Raw genomic sequence first — 16,910 nt, 5'->3', positions numbered from 1 at the left:
TAACGGAGCAACTGGGTGCGGACCAGAGGGAGTTGAGAAGAGTTCGCGGCGGGAAACGCGCGTCAGCAGAGGATCCAGCCGGAGCTGACCCCGCGCCCGCCGATGTTCCCCTTCACCCAGACGCAGCGGTGGCCCGCGTGGACCGTCACCGGGCCCGCGTGGTGGGTGTAGCGGCCCTTGTCGCGCGCGGGTCTGCTGCCGCGCGCCTGGACGCTGACGGACATGCTCTTGCGGGCGCCGGGGTTCTTGGCGACGGCCACGGCGCAGATGTAGCCGCGGCTCTTGAAGACCTCGACCTTGCCGGTGCTGAAGGGGAGCGTGCGCACCTTGCGCCCCGCGCACAGGCCCGTGACGGCCTCCGCCGACGCGGTGCCGGGGCCCGCGAGGGCGAGCAGGACGGAGGAGGCGAGCACGGCGGTGCCGAGCGTCAGCCGCCGTCGTATGCGACCACTGCCGCGTCCACTGCCCACGGTTGCCCCTCCCGCCACTTCGGTATCAACGTACTGATGTACGGACGCAGCCCACTGCCCGCGCGGTTGCGGCATCCTCCGCTTTTCTCCCCGGCGTCCCAAGGGCTGGACACCGCCCCCCTCAAGCCGCCTCGACCGCCTCTCCCACGAAGGTCCGCCACAGCTGTGCGTACCGCCCGTCGAGCGCGAGCAGTTCCTCGTGCGTGCCGTCCTCCGCGACCCGCCCGTGGTCCATCACGACGACGCGGTCGGCGCGGGCGGCCGTGGTCAGGCGGTGCGCGACGACCAGCGTGGTGCGCTTGCCTGCGATGCGGTCGGTGGCCTGGTTGACCTGCGCCTCCGTGGCGAGGTCCAGGGCGGCGGTGGCCTCGTCGAGGAGCAGCACGTCGGGGTCGACCAGCTCGGCGCGGGCCAGCGCGATCAGCTGGCGCTGCCCGGCGGAGAGGTTGCGGCCCCGCTCGGTGACCTCGTGGAGGTAGCCACCGTCCAGGGTGGCGATCATGTCGTGCGCGCCGACCGCGCGGGCGGCGGCCTCGACCTGGGCGTCGGTGGCGTCGGGGCGGCCGTAGGCGATGGCGTCGCGCACGGTGCCCGCGAAGAGGTACGCCTCCTGCGGGACGACGCCGAGGCGGTGGCGGTACGAGGTCAGGTCGAGGGAGCGCAGGTCCGTGCCGTCCACCGTGACGCGGCCGCCCGTGGGGTCGTAGAAGCGGGCGACGAGCTTGACGAGCGTCGACTTGCCGGCGCCGGTCTCGCCGACGAAGGCGACGGTCTGGCCCGCGGGTATCCGCAGGCGCACGCCGCTGAGCGCCTCCTCGGGATCGCCCTCGCCGGTGGAGGCGTACGCGAAGTCGACGTCCTCGAAGGCGATCTCGCCGCGCAGCGAGAGCACCTCCATCGGCTCGTCGGCGGCCTTCGTCGACGTCGGCTCCTGGAGCAGCTCCTGGATGCGGCCGAGCGAGACGGTGGCCTGCTGGTAGCCGTCGAAGACCTGGGAGAGCTGCTGCACGGGCGCGAAGAACAGGTCGATGTAGAGCAGGTAGGCGACGAGCGCGCCGGTGGTGAGCGTGCCCGCCTCGACCCGGCCCGCGCCCACGATCAGCACGGCGACGACGGCGACCGACGACAGGAGCTGCACGAACGGGAAGTACACCGAGATCAGCCACTGTCCGCGGATGCGGGCCTGTCGGTAGCTGTGGCTGTTCGCGGCGAACCGCTCGCGGCCCACGCCCTCGCGCCGGAAGGCCTGCACGATGCGCAGCCCCGCGACGGACTCCTGGAGGTCGGCGTTGACCACGGACACGCGTTCACGCGCCAGTTCGTACGCCTTCACGCTGGACTTGCGGAAGAAGTACGTGCCGACGATCAGCAGCGGCAGCGTCGCGAAGACGACGAGCGCGAGCTGTACGTCGATGACGAGCAGGGCGACCATGATGCCGAAGAAGGTGACGACGGAGACGAAGGCCGTGACGAGACCGGTCTGCAGGAAGGTCGACAGGGCGTCCACGTCGGTCGTCATCCGGGTCATGATGCGCCCGGTCAGCTCCCGCTCGTAGTAGTCGAGTCCGAGCCGCTGGAGCTGCGAGAAGATCTTGAGGCGCAGCGAGTAGAGGACGCGCTCGCCGGTGCGTCCGGTCATCCGCGTCTCGCCGGTCTGCGCCGCCCACTGGACGACGACGGCGGCGAGCGCGAGCCCGGACGCGGCCCAGACGGCGCCGAGCGCGAGCTGGTTGACGCCCTCGTCGATGCCGTGCCGGATCAGGACGGGGAGCAGCAGGCCCATGCCCGCGTCGACGGCGACGAGCAGCAGGCTGAACAGCAGCGGCACCCCGAACCCGGCGAGCAGCCTGCGTAGGCCGTACGACTCCTCGGGCGTGACGGCGCGTGCCTCGTCGATGCCCGGGGTGTCGTTCGCCGGGGGCAGCGCGTCGACCTGGGCGAGCAGTTCGGGCGTGGAGGGCATCCCGGAGAGCGCGGCGTCCTTGGGCTCGCGGTCGCCGGTCCACAGGGCGGGCGTGATGCCGCGCTCCGCGTCGAACTCGGCGTCGAGCTCGGCCCGTACGGAGGTGTCCTCGGGGACGTCCGCGGGAAGGGCGTGGCCGGGCGAGACGCCGCCCAGCTCGTCGGGGTCGGTCAGCAGCCGCCGGTAGAGGGCGGAGCGCTCCTCCAGCTCCTCGTGGGTGCCGAGGTCGGCGAGGCGTCCTTCGTCGAGGACGGCGATGCGGTCGGCGAGGCCGAGGGTGGAGCGCCGGTGGGCGATGAGCAGGGTGGTACGCCCCGCCATCACGCCTCGCAGGGCCTCGTGGATCTCGTGCTCCACGCGCGCGTCCACCGCCGATGTGGCGTCGTCCAGGACGAGGAGGCGGGGGTCGGTGAGGATGGCGCGGGCGAGCGCGATGCGCTGGCGCTGGCCGCCGGAGAGGGTCAGGCCCTGCTCGCCGACCTTGGTGTCGTACCCCTCGGGCAGCTCGGATATGAACCGGTCGGCCTGGGCGGCGCGCGCGGCGGTCTCGATCTCCTCCTGGGTGGCGTCCGGGTGGCCGTAGGCGATGTTGGCGCCCACGGTGTCGGAGAAGAGGAAGGAATCCTCGGGCACGAGCCCGATGGCGGACCGCAGGGAGGAGAGGGTCAGCTCGCGCACGTCGTGGCCGCCGATGAGGACGGCGCCGTGCGTCACGTCGTAGAAGCGGGGCAGGAGCAGCGAGACGGTGGACTTGCCGCTGCCGGAGGAGCCGACGACGGCGAGGGTCTCGCCGGGGCGTATCTCGAAGGAGAGCCCGTCGAGCACGGGCCGAGTCTTTGAGGTGCCCTCGTACGCGAAGCCCACGTCGTCGAACTCGACCGTCGCCGGGGCGTCGGCGGGCAGCTCCTTCTCCCCGTCCTTCATGCTCGGCTCGGTGTCGATGAGTTCGAGCACGCGCTCGACGCCGGCGCGGGCCTGCTGCCCCACGGTGAGGACCATGGCGAGCATCCGCACGGGCCCCACGAGCTGCGCGAGGTAGGTGGAGAAGGCGACGAACGTGCCGAGCGTGATCTCGCCGCGCACCGCGAGCCAGCCGCCGAGGGCCAGCATGGCGACCTGGCCGAGCATGGGGACTGCCTGGAGGGCGGGCGTGTAGCGGGAGTTGAGGCGGATGGTCCGAAGCCGCCCGGCGAAGAGCCTGCGCCCGACCTCCCTGAGCTTCCCGGTCTCCTGCTCCTCCTGCCCGAAGCCCTTCACCACGCGTACGCCGCTGACGGCGCCGTCGACCACACCGGCCACGGCGGCGGCCTGGGCCTGCGCGTACCAGGTGGCGGGGTGCAGGCGGGAGCGGGAGCGGCGGGCGATGAACCAGAGGGCGGGGGCGACGGCGAGGGCGACGAGGGTGAGCGGCAGGGAGAGCCACGCCATGATCACAAGGGAGATCACGAAGAGGAGGATGTTCCCGATGGTCATCGGCAGCATGAAGAGCAGCCCCTGGATGAGCTGCAGGTCACTGGTGGCGCGGCCGACGACCTGCCCCGTGGACAGCTCGTCCTGACGCCGTCCGTCGAGCCGGGTGATCGTCCCGTACATCTCGGTCCGCAGGTCGTGCTGGACGTCGAGGGCGAGCCGGCCGCCGTAGTAGCGGCGTATGTAGGTCAGAACATAAACAACGACGGCAGCGCCGATCAGCGCACCCGCCCAGGGGGCCATGGAGCGCCCGCCGCCCTGCCCGTCCTGCCCGATGACGTCGTCGATGATCACCTTGGTGATCAGCGGCACGAGGGCCATGACGGCCATGCCACCGAGCGAGGACCCGAGCGCGAGCACGACGTCCTTGGGGTACCGCCACGCGTACCCGCTCAGCCGTTTCGCCCAGCCCCGTTGCTCCGCCACGTGTTGCCTCCCACTCGACCTGACCTGCCGAGAAGCCCAACACGGGGGGCGGTGGATTTCATCCCACCGCAACAAATACGGGCCTGTGGACCTAGGTCCACAGGCCCCCGCTCAGCCCAGGTGCGTCGGCGCGAACATGCGCAGCAGGGCCGGAAGCACCACCACGGAGGGTCCTGGTTCCGCCAGGGCCTTCGCGAGGTCGTCCCTGAGGGTTTCCGGAGAGGTCCGGACGCCCGGTACGCCGAAGGACTCCGCGAGGGCCACGAAGTCGGGGCGGGCCAGTTCCGTGGCCGTCGCCTCGCCGAAGGCGTCGGACATGTACTCGCGCAGGATGCCGTAGCCGCCGTCGTCCACGATCAGCCAGGTCACGTTCGACCCGTACTGCTTGGCCGTGGCCAGCTCCGCGATCGAGTACATCGCGCCGCCGTCGCCCGACACCGCGAGGACGGGGTGCGAGGGGTCGGCGGCGGCCGCGCCGAGGGCCGCGGGGAAGCCGTAGCCGAGGCCGCCCGCGCCCTGTGCCGAGTGCATGGTGTTCGGGCGCCGCGCGTCGAAGGCCGACCACGCCCAGTAGGCGAGGATCGTCATGTCCCAGAAGGACGGCGACGCGTCGGGCAGGGCCTCGCGGACGGCGGCGAGGATCTGCTGCTCCAAGGTGAGGTCCTGGGCGTCGATGCGTGCGCGCACCTTGGCCAGCAGCCCCGCGACCCGCTCGGGAGCCGAGGGGTCCTCCCTGGGGGTCTCGATCGTCTCCAGGAGCGCCGACAGCGCGAGCCGGGCGTCCGCGTGGATGCCGAGCCCGGGGTGGTTGGACTCCAGCTTCCCGGCGTCCGCCTCGATCTGGATCACCCGGCCACGCGGCTTGAACGTGTGGTAATTCGACGACAGTTCGCCGAGCCCCGACCCGATCACGAGCAGGACGTCCGCGTCCTCCAGGAAGTCCGTGGTGTGCCGGTCCTCCAGCCAGGACTGCAGCGACAGAGGGTGCTCCCAGGGGAAGGCGCCCTTGCCGCCGAAGGTCGTGACGACCGGGGCGTTGAGCCGCTCGGCGAGCGCGAGCAGCTTGCCGGAGGCGTCGGAGCGCACGACGCCGCCGCCCGCGATGATCGCCGGGCGCTCGGCGCGCGTGAGCAGGTCGGCGGCCACGGCGGTCAGTTCGGGGCGGGGCACGACGTCGTCGGGTGTCGCGTCCATCGCCGTGACCACCGGCAGCGTCGTCTCGGCGAGGAGCACGTCCTGCGGGATCTCCACCCAGACGGGGCCGTGCGGCGCGGTGAGCGCCGACTCCCAGGCCGCGGCGATCGCGGACGGGATCTGCGAGGCCGTGCGGACCGTGTGGACGGACTTGACCACGTCCCGGAAGGAGGCCTGCTGGTCGCGGAGTTCGTGCAGATAGCCGTGGCGACCGCCGCCGAGCCCGGCCACCGGGACCTGGCTGCCGATCGCGAGGACCGGAGAGGACCCCGCCGCCGCCTCCTGGAGCGCGGCGAGCGAGGTGAGCGCGCCGGGCCCGGTGGACAGGAGCAGCGGGGCGACCTCGCCGGTGATCCGGCCGTACGCATCCGCCGCGAAGCCCGTGTTGTTCTCGACGCGGAAGCCGACGTACGAGAGGGAGGAGCGCCGCAGCGCGTCGAACATGCCGAGCGCGTGCTGGCCCGGCAGCCCGAAGACGGTGGTCGCGCCGAGGCCCTGGAGGGTCTCGACGACGAGGTCGCCGCCGTTGCGCCCCGGGGGCGGGTTCAGCGCGGCCTCGGTCTGGCGCGGCGTGGGGCGCAGCACCAGGTCGTGGTCGTGGGTCATGCGGCGTCTCCTCCTTCTCGCCCGGCCGTGGTCACTGCGCGTTCTGCTCCGCGGCGGTGGCGCGGCCCGCGGCGATCTGCCTGCTCATGATCGTCGTCAGTTCGTACGCCGTGTGGGAGGCCGCCACCGCCGTGATCTCCGCGTGGTCGTACGCGGGGGCGACCTCGACGACATCGGCCGAGACCAGGTTGCAGGAGGCCAGGCCCCGCAGGATCTCCAGGAGCTCGCGCGACGTCATGCCGCCCGCCTCCGGGGTGCCGGTGCCGGGCGCGTGCGCCGGGTCCAGGCAGTCGATGTCGATGGAGATGTACAGCGGGCGGTCGCCGATGCGCTGGCGCAGCTGGTCGGCGACCTCGTCGGCGCCGCGGCGGTAGATGTCCGCCGAGGTGACGATGCCGAAGCCCATCTTCTCGTCGTCGGTGAGGTCCTTCTTGCCGTACAGCGGGCCGCGTGTACCGACGTGGCTGAGCGCCTCGGTGTCGAGGATGCCCTCCTCGACGGCGCGGCGGAACGGCGTGCCGTGCGTGTACTCGGCGCCGAAGTAGGTGTCCCAGGTGTCCAGGTGGGCGTCGAAGTGGAGCAGGGCGACCGGGCCGTGCTTCTTGGCGACCGAGCGGAGCAGCGGCAGGGCGATGGTGTGGTCGCCGCCGAGGGTCATCATGCGGGCGCCGGAGCCGAGCAGGTCGTCGGCGGCGGCCTCGATGGTCTCCACGGCCTCGTTGATGTTGAACGGGTTGGCCGCTATGTCACCGGCGTCCGCGACCTGCGCGAGCGCGAACGGCGAGGCGTCCTGTGCCGGGTTGTAGGGGCGCAGGAGGCGGGAGGCCTCGCGGATCGCGTTGCCGCCGAAGCGGGCGCCGGGGCGGTACGAGACGCCGGTGTCGAAGGGCACGCCGACCACCGCGACATCCGCCTTGCCACCGACCTCGTCGAGGCGGGGCAGGCGGGCGTACGTCGCCGGGCCCGCGTACCTCGGGATGCGGGAGGAGTCGACGGGGCCACGCGGGGTCGTCGGGGTCTCGGCGCTGCTCATGGTCGGTTTCCTCCAGTTGGTGCGGGTGCTGCGATTCAAGTGTCGCGCGGCCCACCGACAGTGGCCCGCGCGGAGGTCTATCTAGACGGCCACCGGGGCCTCGGGCTCGGCCTCCTCGGCGCCGCGTCCGGCAAGACGCTCGCGCCAGGCGGCGAGGACCGCCGCGTCGGTGGGCGGCGTGGCGAGGGAGACGACGACGTAGACGGCCAGGGAGGTCAACAGGCCGTAGTAGACGGGCTCGTTGGCGAGGATGCCGTACCCCCACATGAGCCCGATGACGGAGAGACCACCGGCGGCGACGGCCGCGAGGGCGCCCGCCGCGGTGCCGCGGCGCCACAGCAGGCCACCGAGGATCGGCACGAGCAGACCGCCGACGAGCAGGTTGTAGGCGACGGTCAGCGCCTCGACGACGTCGTTGAGGGCGATGGCGATGAGGATCACGCCGACGCCCATGACGAGGATGAAGACACGGTTGCCCTTGACCTCGTCGTGCGGCTCGTCGCCCGCGTCGGCCTTCACGACGCCGCGCAGCCGCGACCAGATGTCGTTGTTGGCGACGGTCGCGCAGGCGATGAGCGCTCCGGAGGAGGTCGACATGACGGCGGCGAGCGCGGCGGCGAGGACCAATCCCCTTACGCCCACGGGCAGTTCGTCCTTGACGATGGTCGCGAAGGCCGCGTCGGCACTCGGCAGCTTCGGGTACATGACCTTGGCGGCGGTGCCGATGACGGCGCCCGCGATCGCGTAGACGAGGCAGTACGTGCCGGCGACGGTGCCTCCGTAGCGGGCGACCTTGTCGCTGCGGGCGGTGAAGACGCGCTGCCAGATGTCCTGCCCGATGAGCATGCCGAACGTGTAGATCAGCACGTACGTGAAGATCGTCTCGCCGCCGATGCCCAGCGGGTCGAAGTACTCGGTGGGCAGCTTGGCCTTCATCTCGCCGAACCCGCCCGCCTTGACGACGGCGATGGGCAGCAGGAGCAGCAGCACGCCGATGGTCTTCACCACGAACTGCACCATGTCGGTGAGCGTGATGGACCACATGCCGCCGAGCGTGGAGTACGCGACGACGATCGAGCCGCCCAGGATGATCGCCACGGTGCGGTTCAGGTCGAAGAGGACGTCGAAGATCGTGGCGTACGCGATGGTCGAGGTGACCGCCAGCATCAGCGTGTACGCCCACATGACCACTCCGGAGATGACGCCCGCGCGCCCTCCGTAGCGCAGGTCGAGCATCTCGGAGACGGTGTACACCTTCAGGCGCGCGATGCGGGCCGAGAAGAACACGCTCAGCGCGAGCAGGCCGAGGCCGATGGTGAAGACCATCCAGGCGCCGGAGAGTCCGTACTGGTAGCCGAGGCCGACGCCGCCGATGGTGGAGGCGCCGCCGAGGACGATCGCGGCCATGGTCCCTGAGTACATCCACGGCCCGAGGCGGCGCCCTGCGACCAGGAATTCGCTCTTGGACTTGGCGCGGCGCATGCCCCACCAGCCCATGGCCAGCATCCCGGCGAGATAGACGACGATCACTGTGTAGTCGACGGCCATAGGGGGCCTCCTTCGCGCACCTCGGTGGCGTGTCGTGCAGATGGGGGTGAGGACCGGTCGTGGGGACATCCGCCCGTACCCACGGCCTGTGGTCGGCACGACCTTAGGTGGCCGGAAAGCAACGCTGAAGTGTACGTTTCCTCCACTCTTCACGATCAAAACGGATGGAACGTCCACGATGACCGACCCCGCGGCCCCGCCGACCCCACCCGTTCCGCTCGCCGCGCTGCTCGCCCGCGAGGACCTCGGGCTGCGGCAGATCGCCGGGCCGGACTCCGGGGCTGCGGGGACGGCCGTGCAGTGGGTGCACACCTCGGAGATGACGGACCCGTACCCGTATCTGCTCGGCGGCGAGCTGCTCCTCACGGCGGGTGTGCACATCACCGACCCCGCGGACCCGGACGGCTCCCTCGACGCCTACGTGTCCCGGATCGTCGCGGCGCGCGGCGCGGCCCTCGGCTTCGGCGTCGCACCCGTGCACGACACGGTGCCGCGCGCCCTGGTCGAGGCCTGCGACCGGCACGGCCTGCCGCTCGTCGAGGTCCCGCCGCGGACCACCTTCAGCGGGGTCGCCCGCGCGGTGTGGCGGCTGATGGCCGAGGCGCGGCACGCGGAGCTGCGCCGGGTGACGGAGGCGCAGCAGGGCCTCGCGACGGCGGCCGCCAGGCCCGACCCGGTCCCGGCCGTCCTGCGCCAGCTGGCGGCGCGGCTCGGCGGTGCCGCGGCGCTGTACGGGCCCGACGGGGCGGAGCTGCAGGCGGCGGGGCAGGCACGCGATGCCGCGCGGGAGGCGCTGCGGGAGCTGACCGCGGTCGTGCGGCGCGCCGCGCCCGCCGCCCCGGCGTCCGCCGCCGACACCGCGGGGGCCACGCATCTGGCCGCCTACGCGCTCGGCGGCGGCCGCGGCTTCGCGCTCGGGGTCGCCACGGACCACCGCGAACCGGGCGACCACACCATCGCGGGAGCCGCCGTCGTGCTGCTCTCGCTGCTCACCGGGGAGCACCAGGGCGCCTCCGAGGCGGCGCGCACGTCCGCCCTCGTACGGCTGCTGCTCGGGGCCTCACCGCAGGATGTCGGTCCTCTCCTGGGCAGCGCCCTGTGGACCGTGGTGCACGCGCGCGGGGAGCACACCCCGCTGGCCGCGTCCGCGCTCGCGGCTGCGCTCGGCGGGGGCCTGGCCGACCCGAGGGACGACGTCGTACGCCTCCTCGTCCCCGCCGACCGCGAGATCACCCCCACGGACGGCTGGACCCTGGGTGTCTCCACCCCCGCCCCGCCCGGCGAACTGGCGGCCGCCGACGCTCAGGCGGCCCGCGCCCTGCGCCGCGCCGAGGCCACCCGCGTGCCCCTGGTGCGCCACCACGAGAACGGCCTGGCCGCGCTGGTCGCCCCCGCCGAGGCCGACGCCCACGCGCGCGTGCTCCTTGCCCCGCTCGCCGACAACGAGGCCCTGACGGCGACCCTGCGCACCTGGCTCTCCCTGCACGGCAGTTGGGACCGCTCGGCGGTGGCCCTGGGGGTGCACCGCAACACGGTGCGCCAGCGGATCGCCCGCTGCGAGGCGCTCCTGGGCGCGGACTTGAACGACCCGGATGTGCGAATGGAGTTGTGGTTCGCGCTGAGCAGAGATCACTGAGAGGGGCGCCGCGGAGGAAGGGGCGCCGCGGCGCCCCTCAAGGGGCGCGGGGAACTGCGCGACAAGCCACAACGAGCCCGCAGCCGACAACGAACCGCCCCCACCCCGGCACGCGCAGCTCAGCGGTACAAGTCACAGCCCCCGCCTTCGCGTCCCCCGGCCCCGCGGCCCGAGCGACGGCACAATAGAAGCCATGCCGATACCCAACCGTGCCGAGCTGGTCGACCACCTCGTCCGCACCCGCATCGCGGGCGACGTCGCGACGCCCCGCGAGAACAACCTCAGCCACTACAGGAAGCTCGCGAACGGCGACCGCCACTACTGGCTCGGCCTGGAGCTCGGCGACCGCTGGACCGACGAGCAGGACGTCCTCGCGGTGATGGCGGAGCGCTGCGGCGTCATCGACGACCCGCAGCACCGGCACGGCCAGGACACCATCGACCCGGAGCTGACGGTCGACGCCCTGGAGCGCATGGCGGCCCGCCTGCGGAAGGCCGCCGCCGGCAAGGAGAGGGTGCTTTTCGCCACCGGCCATCCCGGAGGCCTGCTCGACGTGCACCGCGCGACGGCCGCCGCCCTGCGCGCGGCGGGCTGCGAGATCGTGGTGATCCCCGAGGGCCTGACGGCCGACGAGGGCATGGTCTTCCAGTTCGCGGACGTGGCGATGCTGGAGCGCGGCGCGACGCTGTGGCACACGCACTCCCCCGAGCCGATGAACGCGATCCTGGACGGCCTGGAGCGCGAGGGCCGCCCGCAGCCCGACCTGGTCGTCGCCGACCACGGCTGGGCGGGACGCGCGGGCCAGCGCGGCCTGGACTCCCTCGGCTACGCGGACTGCAACGACCCGGCGCTGTTCATCGGCGAGGCCGAGGGCACGGTGCAGGTGACGGTCCCCCTGGACGACCACGTCACGAGCCCGCGCCACTACGACCCGATGACGGCCTACCTGCTCGACGCGGCGGGGCTCTCCGGCGACTCCTGAGCGGGCCCCGGCGTCGGGTCGAGGTAGACCCGCCTGACCGCCGGGAAGCGCTCCTGGATGCGGTGCGCCATGCTGTCGCAGGCCCGCTCGATGTCGGCGGCCGTGGACACGTCCCGGAAGTCGACCTTCGCGGCGACCAGGGCCTCCTTGGGCCCCTGCAGCAGCGTGGTCAGCTCCAGTACGTCCACGACGTGCGGGTCGGCGAGGAGTTCGGCCCGCACCGCGGCCCGCATCTCCGGCGGCAGCGGACGCCCGATGAGCAGCTCGGAGTTGGCGTGCCCGAGGACCCACGCCACGTACACGAGCAGCACGCCGATGCAGAGCGAGGCGATGCCGTCCCACACGCCGGACCCGGTGAGCTGCCCGCCGAGCAGCCCGGCCGCGGCGAGCACGAGACCGACCAGCGCCGCCGAGTCCTCCATCACGACGGCCTTGACCGCGGTGTCGGGGGTGTGGCGCAGATAGCGCTTGATGTGCACCCCGAAGCGGTCGGCCTCGCCGCGCGCCTGCTTGAGGCCGGTCCGCAGCGAGTAGCCCTCCAGGACGAAGGCGATGCCCAGCACGATGTACGAGATGAGCGGGTCGCCCGGGTCCTCGCCGTGGGTGAGGGTGTGGATGCCGTCGTACACGGCGAAGACGCCGCCGCCGACGAAGGTGGCGACGGAGGCGAGCAGCGCCCAGATGTAGCGGGCGCCTCCGTAGCCGAGCGGGTGTTCCTCGTCGGCGGGCTTGTCACCGGCCTTGAGGGAGACCAGCAGCATCAGCTCGGTGACGGTGTCGGCCACGGAGTGCGCCGCCTCGGAGAGCATGGCGCTGGATCCGCTGATGACACCGGCGACGGCCTTGGCCGCCGCGATCCCGAGGTTGGCGACGGCGGCGACGACCACCGTGAAGGCGCTCTCGCCGTGCTCCTGCTGTTCCGCGCGCTCCGCTGACTCCGACATGTATCGGACGGTATGTCCGATCAGCGAAGAACGCGAAATCATGCCTCTCCGGAGAAGCCGATCAGCGAGGAACGCGGACCACGCCCTCCTGGATGACCGTCACCGCAAGCTGCCCGTCCTGCGTCCAGATCCGCGCCTGGCCGAGGCCGCGCCCTCCGGAGGCCGAGGGGGACTCCTGGTCGTAGAGCAGCCATTCGTCCGCGCGGAAGGGCCGGTGGAACCACATCGCGTGGTCCAGCGAGGCGCCGACGACGTCGCCGACGGCCCAGCCGCCCCTGCCGTGCGCGAGCAGCACGGAGTCGAGCAGCGTCATGTCGGAGACGTACGTGGCGAGGCAGACGTGCAGCAGGGGGTCGTCCGCCAGCTTGCCGTTGGTGCGGAACCACACCTGGGAGCGCGGCTCGCGCGGCTGCCCGACGGTGCCCCAGGGCGGGACGTCGGCGTAGCGCAGGTCGACGGCGGCGCGGGCCTCGACCAGCCGCTCGGCGACGGGCGCGGGCAGGTGGCGCGGCAGCATCTCGGCGGCGGTGGGCAGCGTCTCCGGGTCGGGCGCATCGGGCATCTCGCTCTGGTGCTCCAGGCCCTCCTCGTACGTCTGGAAGGACGCGGAGAGGTGGAAGATGGGGTGCCCGTGCTGGACGGCGACGACGCGGCGCGTGGTGAAGGAGCGGCCGTCGCGTATCCGGTCGACCGTGTACACGATGGGCGCGCCGGGGTCCCCGGGACGCAGGAAGTACGCGTGCAGGGAGTGGGCGGGCCTGTCGCCCGGGACCGTGCGCCCTGCGGCGACCAGGGCCTGTGCGGCGACCTGGCCTCCGAAGACGCGGGGCACGAGAGCCGAGCGGCTCACGCCCCGGAAGATGTCCTCCTCGATCTGCTCCAGGTCGAGCAGAGCGAGGAGGGCTTCAAGTGCCTGGTTCATGGAGGCAGTTCTACAGGGCTGTCTTTGCGGACCGGGTTACAGGCCCATGTCCTTCGCGATGATCATCTTCATGACCTCGCTGGTGCCGCCGTAGATGCGGTTGACGCGGTTGTCCGCGTACAGGCGGGCGATGGGGTACTCGTTCATGAAGCCGTAGCCGCCGTGCAGCTGCAGGCACTTGTCGATGACGCGGTGCGCGACCTCGGTGTTGAACAGCTTCGCGGACGCGGCCTCGGCGGCGGTCAGCTCGCCCGCGTCCAGGGCCTCGAGGGCGCGGTCGGCGACGGCCTCGGCGGCGTCCACCTCGGCCTGGCAGGCGGCCAGCTCGAACTTGGTGTTCTGGAAGGAGGCGACCGTCTTGCCGAAGACCGTGCGGTCCTGGACGTACTCCTTGGCGAACCGGACGGCGGCCTTGGCCTGCGCGTAGGCGCCGTAGGCGATGCCCCAGCGCTCGGAGGGCAGGTTGCTGCCGAGGTAGTAGAAGCCCTTGTTCTCCTCGCCGAGGAGGTCCTCGACGGGGACCTTGACGTCGACGAAGGCCAGCTCGGCGGTGTCGGACGTCTTCAGGCCCAGCTTGTCGAGCTTGCGGCCGATGGAGTAGCCCTCGGACTTGGTGTCGACGGCGAAGAGGGAGATGCCGAAGCGGCGGTCCTCGGCGGTCGGCGCGGAGGTGCGGGCGCAGACGATCACGCGGTCGGCGTGGACGCCGCCGGTGATGAAGGTCTTGGAGCCGTTGAGGACGTAATGCGTGCCGTCCTCGGAGAGCTTGGCCGTGCTCTTCATGCCCGCGAGGTCGGAGCCGGTGCCCGGCTCGGTCATCGCGAGGGCCCACATCTCCTCGGCGGAGACGAACTTCTCCAGGTAGCGCTTCTTCTGCTCGTCGGTGGCGAGCGCCTTGATGTAGGGCAGGGCGAGCAGCACGTGCACGCCGGAGCCGCCGAAGGTCACGCCCGCGCGGGCGGTCTCCTCGTACTGGATGGCCTCGAACTTGTGGGTGTCCAGGCCCGCGCCGCCGAACTCCTCGGGGACGTTGATGCCGAACAGGCCGAGCTCGGCGAGCTTGTAGTAGAACTCGCGCGGCACCTGGCCCGCGGCGAACCACTCGTCGTGGACCGGGACGACCTCGGCCTCGATGAAGGCGCGCAGGGTCTCCCGGAACGCCTCGTGGTCCTCATTGAAAACGGTACGGCGCACGGAGAACTCCCTCTGCCCACGACGACTAAGCGCTTGCTCAGGATGCAGGTTACCCGGGAGTCACCAGAGCGTCCAGAGATGCGCGTCACTCGGCGGAGCGTCCGGGGGCGTCTGTCGCCGGAAGTGCCCGTCACCCGGCGACGGCCGAGGCGAACGCCCCGCGCGCGAGCCGGTGCAGGAGCTCGACCATGGCCGCCCTGCTGGGCAGCGCGTCGCGGCGGCTCAGGTGCGGCGTGGAGTTCAGCAGCCCGAAGACCGCGTGCACGGACATCCGCGCGGCGTTCTCGGCGAGGTCCGGATAGACCTTGCGCACGACGTCGACCCAGATCTCCACGTACTGCCGCTGGAGCTGGCGGACCAGCTTGCGGTCGCTGTCCCGCAGGCGGTCCAGTTCGCGGTCGTGCAGGGTGATCAGGGAACGGTCGTCGAGGGCGAAGTCGATGTGCCCGTCGATGAGCGCGTCGAGGACCCGCTCCGGCGAGCCGTCCGCCTCGGCCACACAGCGCTTGCCGCCCGTCAGGAGCTGCCCGCTGATGCCGACGAGCAGCTCGGCGAGCATGGCGTCCTTGCCCGCGAAGTGCCGGTACAGACCCGGTCCGCTGATGCCGACGGCGGCCCCTATCTCGTCCACGCCGACCCCGTGGAAGCCCCGCTCGGCGAAGAGCCGCGCGGCCTCCTTGAGGATCTGCTCGCGGCGAGTGGGGGCGTCGGTTCTGGTGGCCATGGAATTGATTCTAGACAGGCCGGTTAGCGCTCGTTAACCTGAAGGAAACGCGTTAACGCTCATTAACCGATCCAGAGTGATCCAGAGGTCGACCGAGTGGACCGAGCAAGGGGGCTCGACTGATGCGGCAGGCACCAGTGCTGGCGAGCGCGGCTGATCCCGCGTCCGAGGCATGGCGGACGAACGAGGCGGCGCACACCGCCCTCGTCGAGGAGCTGCGGGCCAAGCTCGCGGCGGCCGCGCTCGGCGGCGGCGAGCGGGCGCGGGCCCGCCATGTGGCGCGCGGCAAGCTGCTGCCCCGGGACCGCGTGGACACCCTCCTCGACCCGGGCTCGCCCTTCCTGGAGCTGGCCCCCCTCGCGGCCGACGGACTGTATGGAGGGGACGCCCCGGCCGCCGGTGTCATCGCGGGCATCGGCCGCGTCTCGGGCCGCGAGTGCGTGATCGTCGCCAATGACGCCACGGTCAAGGGCGGCACGTACTACCCCATGACGGTGAAGAAGCACCTGCGCGCCCAGGAAGTGGCCCTGGAGAACCGCCTCCCGTGTCTCTACCTCGTCGACTCGGGCGGCGCCTTCCTGCCCATGCAGGACGACGTCTTCCCCGACCGCGAGCACTTCGGGCGGATCTTCTACAACCAGGCGCGGATGTCGGGGGCGAAGATCCCGCAGATCGCCGCCGTCCTCGGCTCCTGCACGGCCGGCGGGGCGTATGTCCCCGCGATGAGCGACGAGGCGGTGATCGTGCGCAATCAGGGCACGATCTTCCTCGGCGGCCCGCCCCTGGTGAAGGCCGCGACCGGCGAGGTCGTCACCGCGGAGGAGCTGGGCGGCGGCGAGGTCCACTCCCGCACCTCCGGAGTCACCGACCACCTCGCCGAGGACGACGCCCACGCCCTGCGCATCGTGCGCACGATCGTCTCCACCCTCCCCGAGCGCGGCGAACTGCCGTGGTCCGTGCGGCCGGTGGAGGAGCCGAAGGTCGACCCCCTGGGGTTGTACGGCGCGGTGCCGACGGACTCCCGCACCCCCTATGACGTACGAGAAGTCATCGCCCGCGTGGTCGACGGCTCCCGCTTCGCCGAGTTCAAGGCGGAGTACGGCACGACGCTGGTCACGGGCTTCGCCCACATCCACGGCCACCCGGTCGGGATCGTCGCGAACAACGGCATCCTGTTCTCCGAATCCGCCCAGAAGGGCGCCCACTTCATCGAGCTGTGCGACCAGCGCGGCATCCCCCTGGTCTTCCTGCAGAACATCTCCGGATTCATGGTCGGGCGGGACTACGAGGCGGGCGGCATCGCCAAGCACGGCGCCAAGATGGTCACGGCCGTGGCCTGCACGCGCGTGCCCAAGCTGACGGTCGTGGTCGGCGGTTCGTACGGCGCGGGCAACTACTCGATGTGCGGCCGGGCGTACTCCCCGCGCTTCCTGTGGATGTGGCCGAACGCCAAGATCTCCGTGATGGGCGGCGAGCAGGCCGCCTCCGTCCTCGCGACCGTCAAGCGCGACCAGTTGGAGGCGCGCGGCGAGGAGTGGGCGGCCGAGGACGAAGAGGCCTTCAAGGACCCGATCCGCGCACAGTACGAAACGCAGGGCAACGCCTACTACGCCACGGCCCGCCTCTGGGACGACGGCGTGATCGACCCGATGGAGACCCGGCAGGTCCTGGGTCTGGCCCTGACCGCGTGCGCGGGCGCCCCACTTCCCCAAAGGGACCCCGCAGCGCCCGGCTTCGGCGTCTTCCGGATGTGAGGGGCGGACGATGAGCGACTTCCAGCTGCGCGACTTCCAGCAAG

At 71.8% G+C, this 16,910-nt stretch carries 12 protein-coding genes; 3 read left to right on the top strand and 9 right to left on the bottom strand.

What is annotated here, in order from left to right; translation table 11 throughout:
- Window positions 1–62 precede the first annotated feature (62 nt).
- From AB0B50_RS31730 to AB0B50_RS31710, 5 genes are all read right to left on the bottom strand, one after another.
- Window positions 63–431, bottom strand: coding sequence for a hypothetical protein (locus AB0B50_RS31730; RefSeq protein WP_362339324.1), 369 nt, complete (start codon window positions 429–431; stop codon window positions 63–65).
- 160 nt (window positions 432–591) lie between these two features.
- Window positions 592–4,329, bottom strand: coding sequence for an ABC transporter ATP-binding protein (locus AB0B50_RS31725; protein WP_362339236.1), 3,738 nt, complete (start codon window positions 4,327–4,329; stop codon window positions 592–594).
- A gap of 111 nt (window positions 4,330–4,440) precedes the next feature.
- On the bottom strand, window positions 4,441–6,129 hold the full coding sequence (locus AB0B50_RS31720) for a thiamine pyrophosphate-binding protein (protein ID WP_362339235.1): 1,689 nt from the start codon (window positions 6,127–6,129) through the stop codon (window positions 4,441–4,443).
- A gap of 31 nt (window positions 6,130–6,160) precedes the next feature.
- Window positions 6,161–7,162: an agmatinase gene (gene speB / locus AB0B50_RS31715; protein WP_362339234.1), complete on the bottom strand. Its 1,002-nt coding sequence runs from the start codon at window positions 7,160–7,162 to the stop codon at window positions 6,161–6,163.
- Between the two features lie 81 nt (window positions 7,163–7,243).
- Entirely contained in the window at window positions 7,244–8,710 is a 1,467-nt protein-coding gene (locus AB0B50_RS31710; protein WP_362339233.1) for a sodium:solute symporter, read from the bottom strand.
- A gap of 178 nt (window positions 8,711–8,888) precedes the next feature.
- On the opposite strand from AB0B50_RS31710, the gene AB0B50_RS31705 reads away from it, so the two are divergent.
- Together AB0B50_RS31705 and AB0B50_RS31700 are read left to right on the top strand one after the other, a co-directional pair.
- Window positions 8,889–10,346, top strand: coding sequence for a PucR family transcriptional regulator (locus tag AB0B50_RS31705; protein ID WP_362339232.1), 1,458 nt, complete (start codon window positions 8,889–8,891; stop codon window positions 10,344–10,346).
- Window positions 10,347–10,539: 193 nt separating this feature from the next.
- Window positions 10,540–11,328 (top strand): phosphatase, encoded by a 789-nt coding sequence (locus AB0B50_RS31700; protein ID WP_362339231.1) that lies wholly within the window; start codon window positions 10,540–10,542, stop codon window positions 11,326–11,328.
- Here the strand turns inward: AB0B50_RS31700 and AB0B50_RS31695 are convergent.
- The 4 genes from AB0B50_RS31695 to AB0B50_RS31680 all read right to left on the bottom strand — a co-directional run bounded on the left by AB0B50_RS31695 (window position 11,289) and on the right by AB0B50_RS31680 (window position 15,112).
- Window positions 11,289–12,272: a cation diffusion facilitator family transporter gene (locus tag AB0B50_RS31695; RefSeq protein ID WP_362339230.1), complete on the bottom strand. Its 984-nt coding sequence runs from the start codon at window positions 12,270–12,272 to the stop codon at window positions 11,289–11,291. The genes AB0B50_RS31700 and AB0B50_RS31695 overlap by 40 nt on opposite strands.
- A gap of 61 nt (window positions 12,273–12,333) precedes the next feature.
- Window positions 12,334–13,194, bottom strand: coding sequence for an acyl-CoA thioesterase II (locus AB0B50_RS31690; protein ID WP_362339229.1), 861 nt, complete (start codon window positions 13,192–13,194; stop codon window positions 12,334–12,336).
- A gap of 36 nt (window positions 13,195–13,230) precedes the next feature.
- Window positions 13,231–14,388: an acyl-CoA dehydrogenase family protein gene (locus AB0B50_RS31685; RefSeq protein ID WP_362339228.1), complete on the bottom strand. Its 1,158-nt coding sequence runs from the start codon at window positions 14,386–14,388 to the stop codon at window positions 13,231–13,233.
- A gap of 130 nt (window positions 14,389–14,518) precedes the next feature.
- The gene (locus tag AB0B50_RS31680; protein WP_362339227.1) at window positions 14,519–15,112 is read right to left on the bottom strand and encodes a TetR/AcrR family transcriptional regulator; all 594 of its coding nucleotides are present in this window, start codon (window positions 15,110–15,112) and stop codon (window positions 14,519–14,521) included.
- A gap of 122 nt (window positions 15,113–15,234) precedes the next feature.
- Here AB0B50_RS31680 and AB0B50_RS31675 point away from each other — a divergent pair, with 122 nt between their 5' ends.
- Window positions 15,235–16,866, top strand: a complete 1,632-nt coding sequence (locus AB0B50_RS31675; protein ID WP_362339226.1) for a carboxyl transferase domain-containing protein — start codon at window positions 15,235–15,237, stop codon at window positions 16,864–16,866.
- Window positions 16,867–16,910: the final 44 nt, after the last annotated feature.

The sequence above is a fragment of the Streptomyces sp. NPDC041068 genome, from assembly GCF_040647455.1.
In the GTDB taxonomy this organism is placed as follows: Bacteria; Actinomycetota; Actinomycetes; order Streptomycetales; family Streptomycetaceae; genus Streptomyces.
The sequence above is the reverse complement of the archived record's forward strand: the minus strand, read 5'-3'. Positions and strand labels throughout refer to the sequence as shown.

Excerpts from the sequence above, each read along its gene's own strand:
- AB0B50_RS31720 (WP_362339235.1), bottom strand. The coding sequence starts at position 6,129 with ATGACCCACGACCACGACCTGGTGCTGCGCCCCACGCCGCGCCAGACC.
- speB (WP_362339234.1), bottom strand. The coding sequence starts at position 7,162 with ATGAGCAGCGCCGAGACCCCGACGACCCCGCGTGGCCCCGTCGACTCC.
- AB0B50_RS31710 (WP_362339233.1), bottom strand. The coding sequence starts at position 8,710 with ATGGCCGTCGACTACACAGTGATCGTCGTCTATCTCGCCGGGATGCTG.
- AB0B50_RS31705 (WP_362339232.1), top strand. The coding sequence starts at position 8,889 with ATGACCGACCCCGCGGCCCCGCCGACCCCACCCGTTCCGCTCGCCGCG.
- AB0B50_RS31700 (WP_362339231.1), top strand. The coding sequence starts at position 10,540 with ATGCCGATACCCAACCGTGCCGAGCTGGTCGACCACCTCGTCCGCACC.
- AB0B50_RS31695 (WP_362339230.1), bottom strand. The coding sequence starts at position 12,272 with ATGTCGGAGTCAGCGGAGCGCGCGGAACAGCAGGAGCACGGCGAGAGC.
- AB0B50_RS31690 (WP_362339229.1), bottom strand. The coding sequence starts at position 13,194 with ATGAACCAGGCACTTGAAGCCCTCCTCGCTCTGCTCGACCTGGAGCAG.
- AB0B50_RS31680 (WP_362339227.1), bottom strand. The coding sequence starts at position 15,112 with ATGGCCACCAGAACCGACGCCCCCACTCGCCGCGAGCAGATCCTCAAG.
- AB0B50_RS31675 (WP_362339226.1), top strand. The coding sequence starts at position 15,235 with ATGCGGCAGGCACCAGTGCTGGCGAGCGCGGCTGATCCCGCGTCCGAG.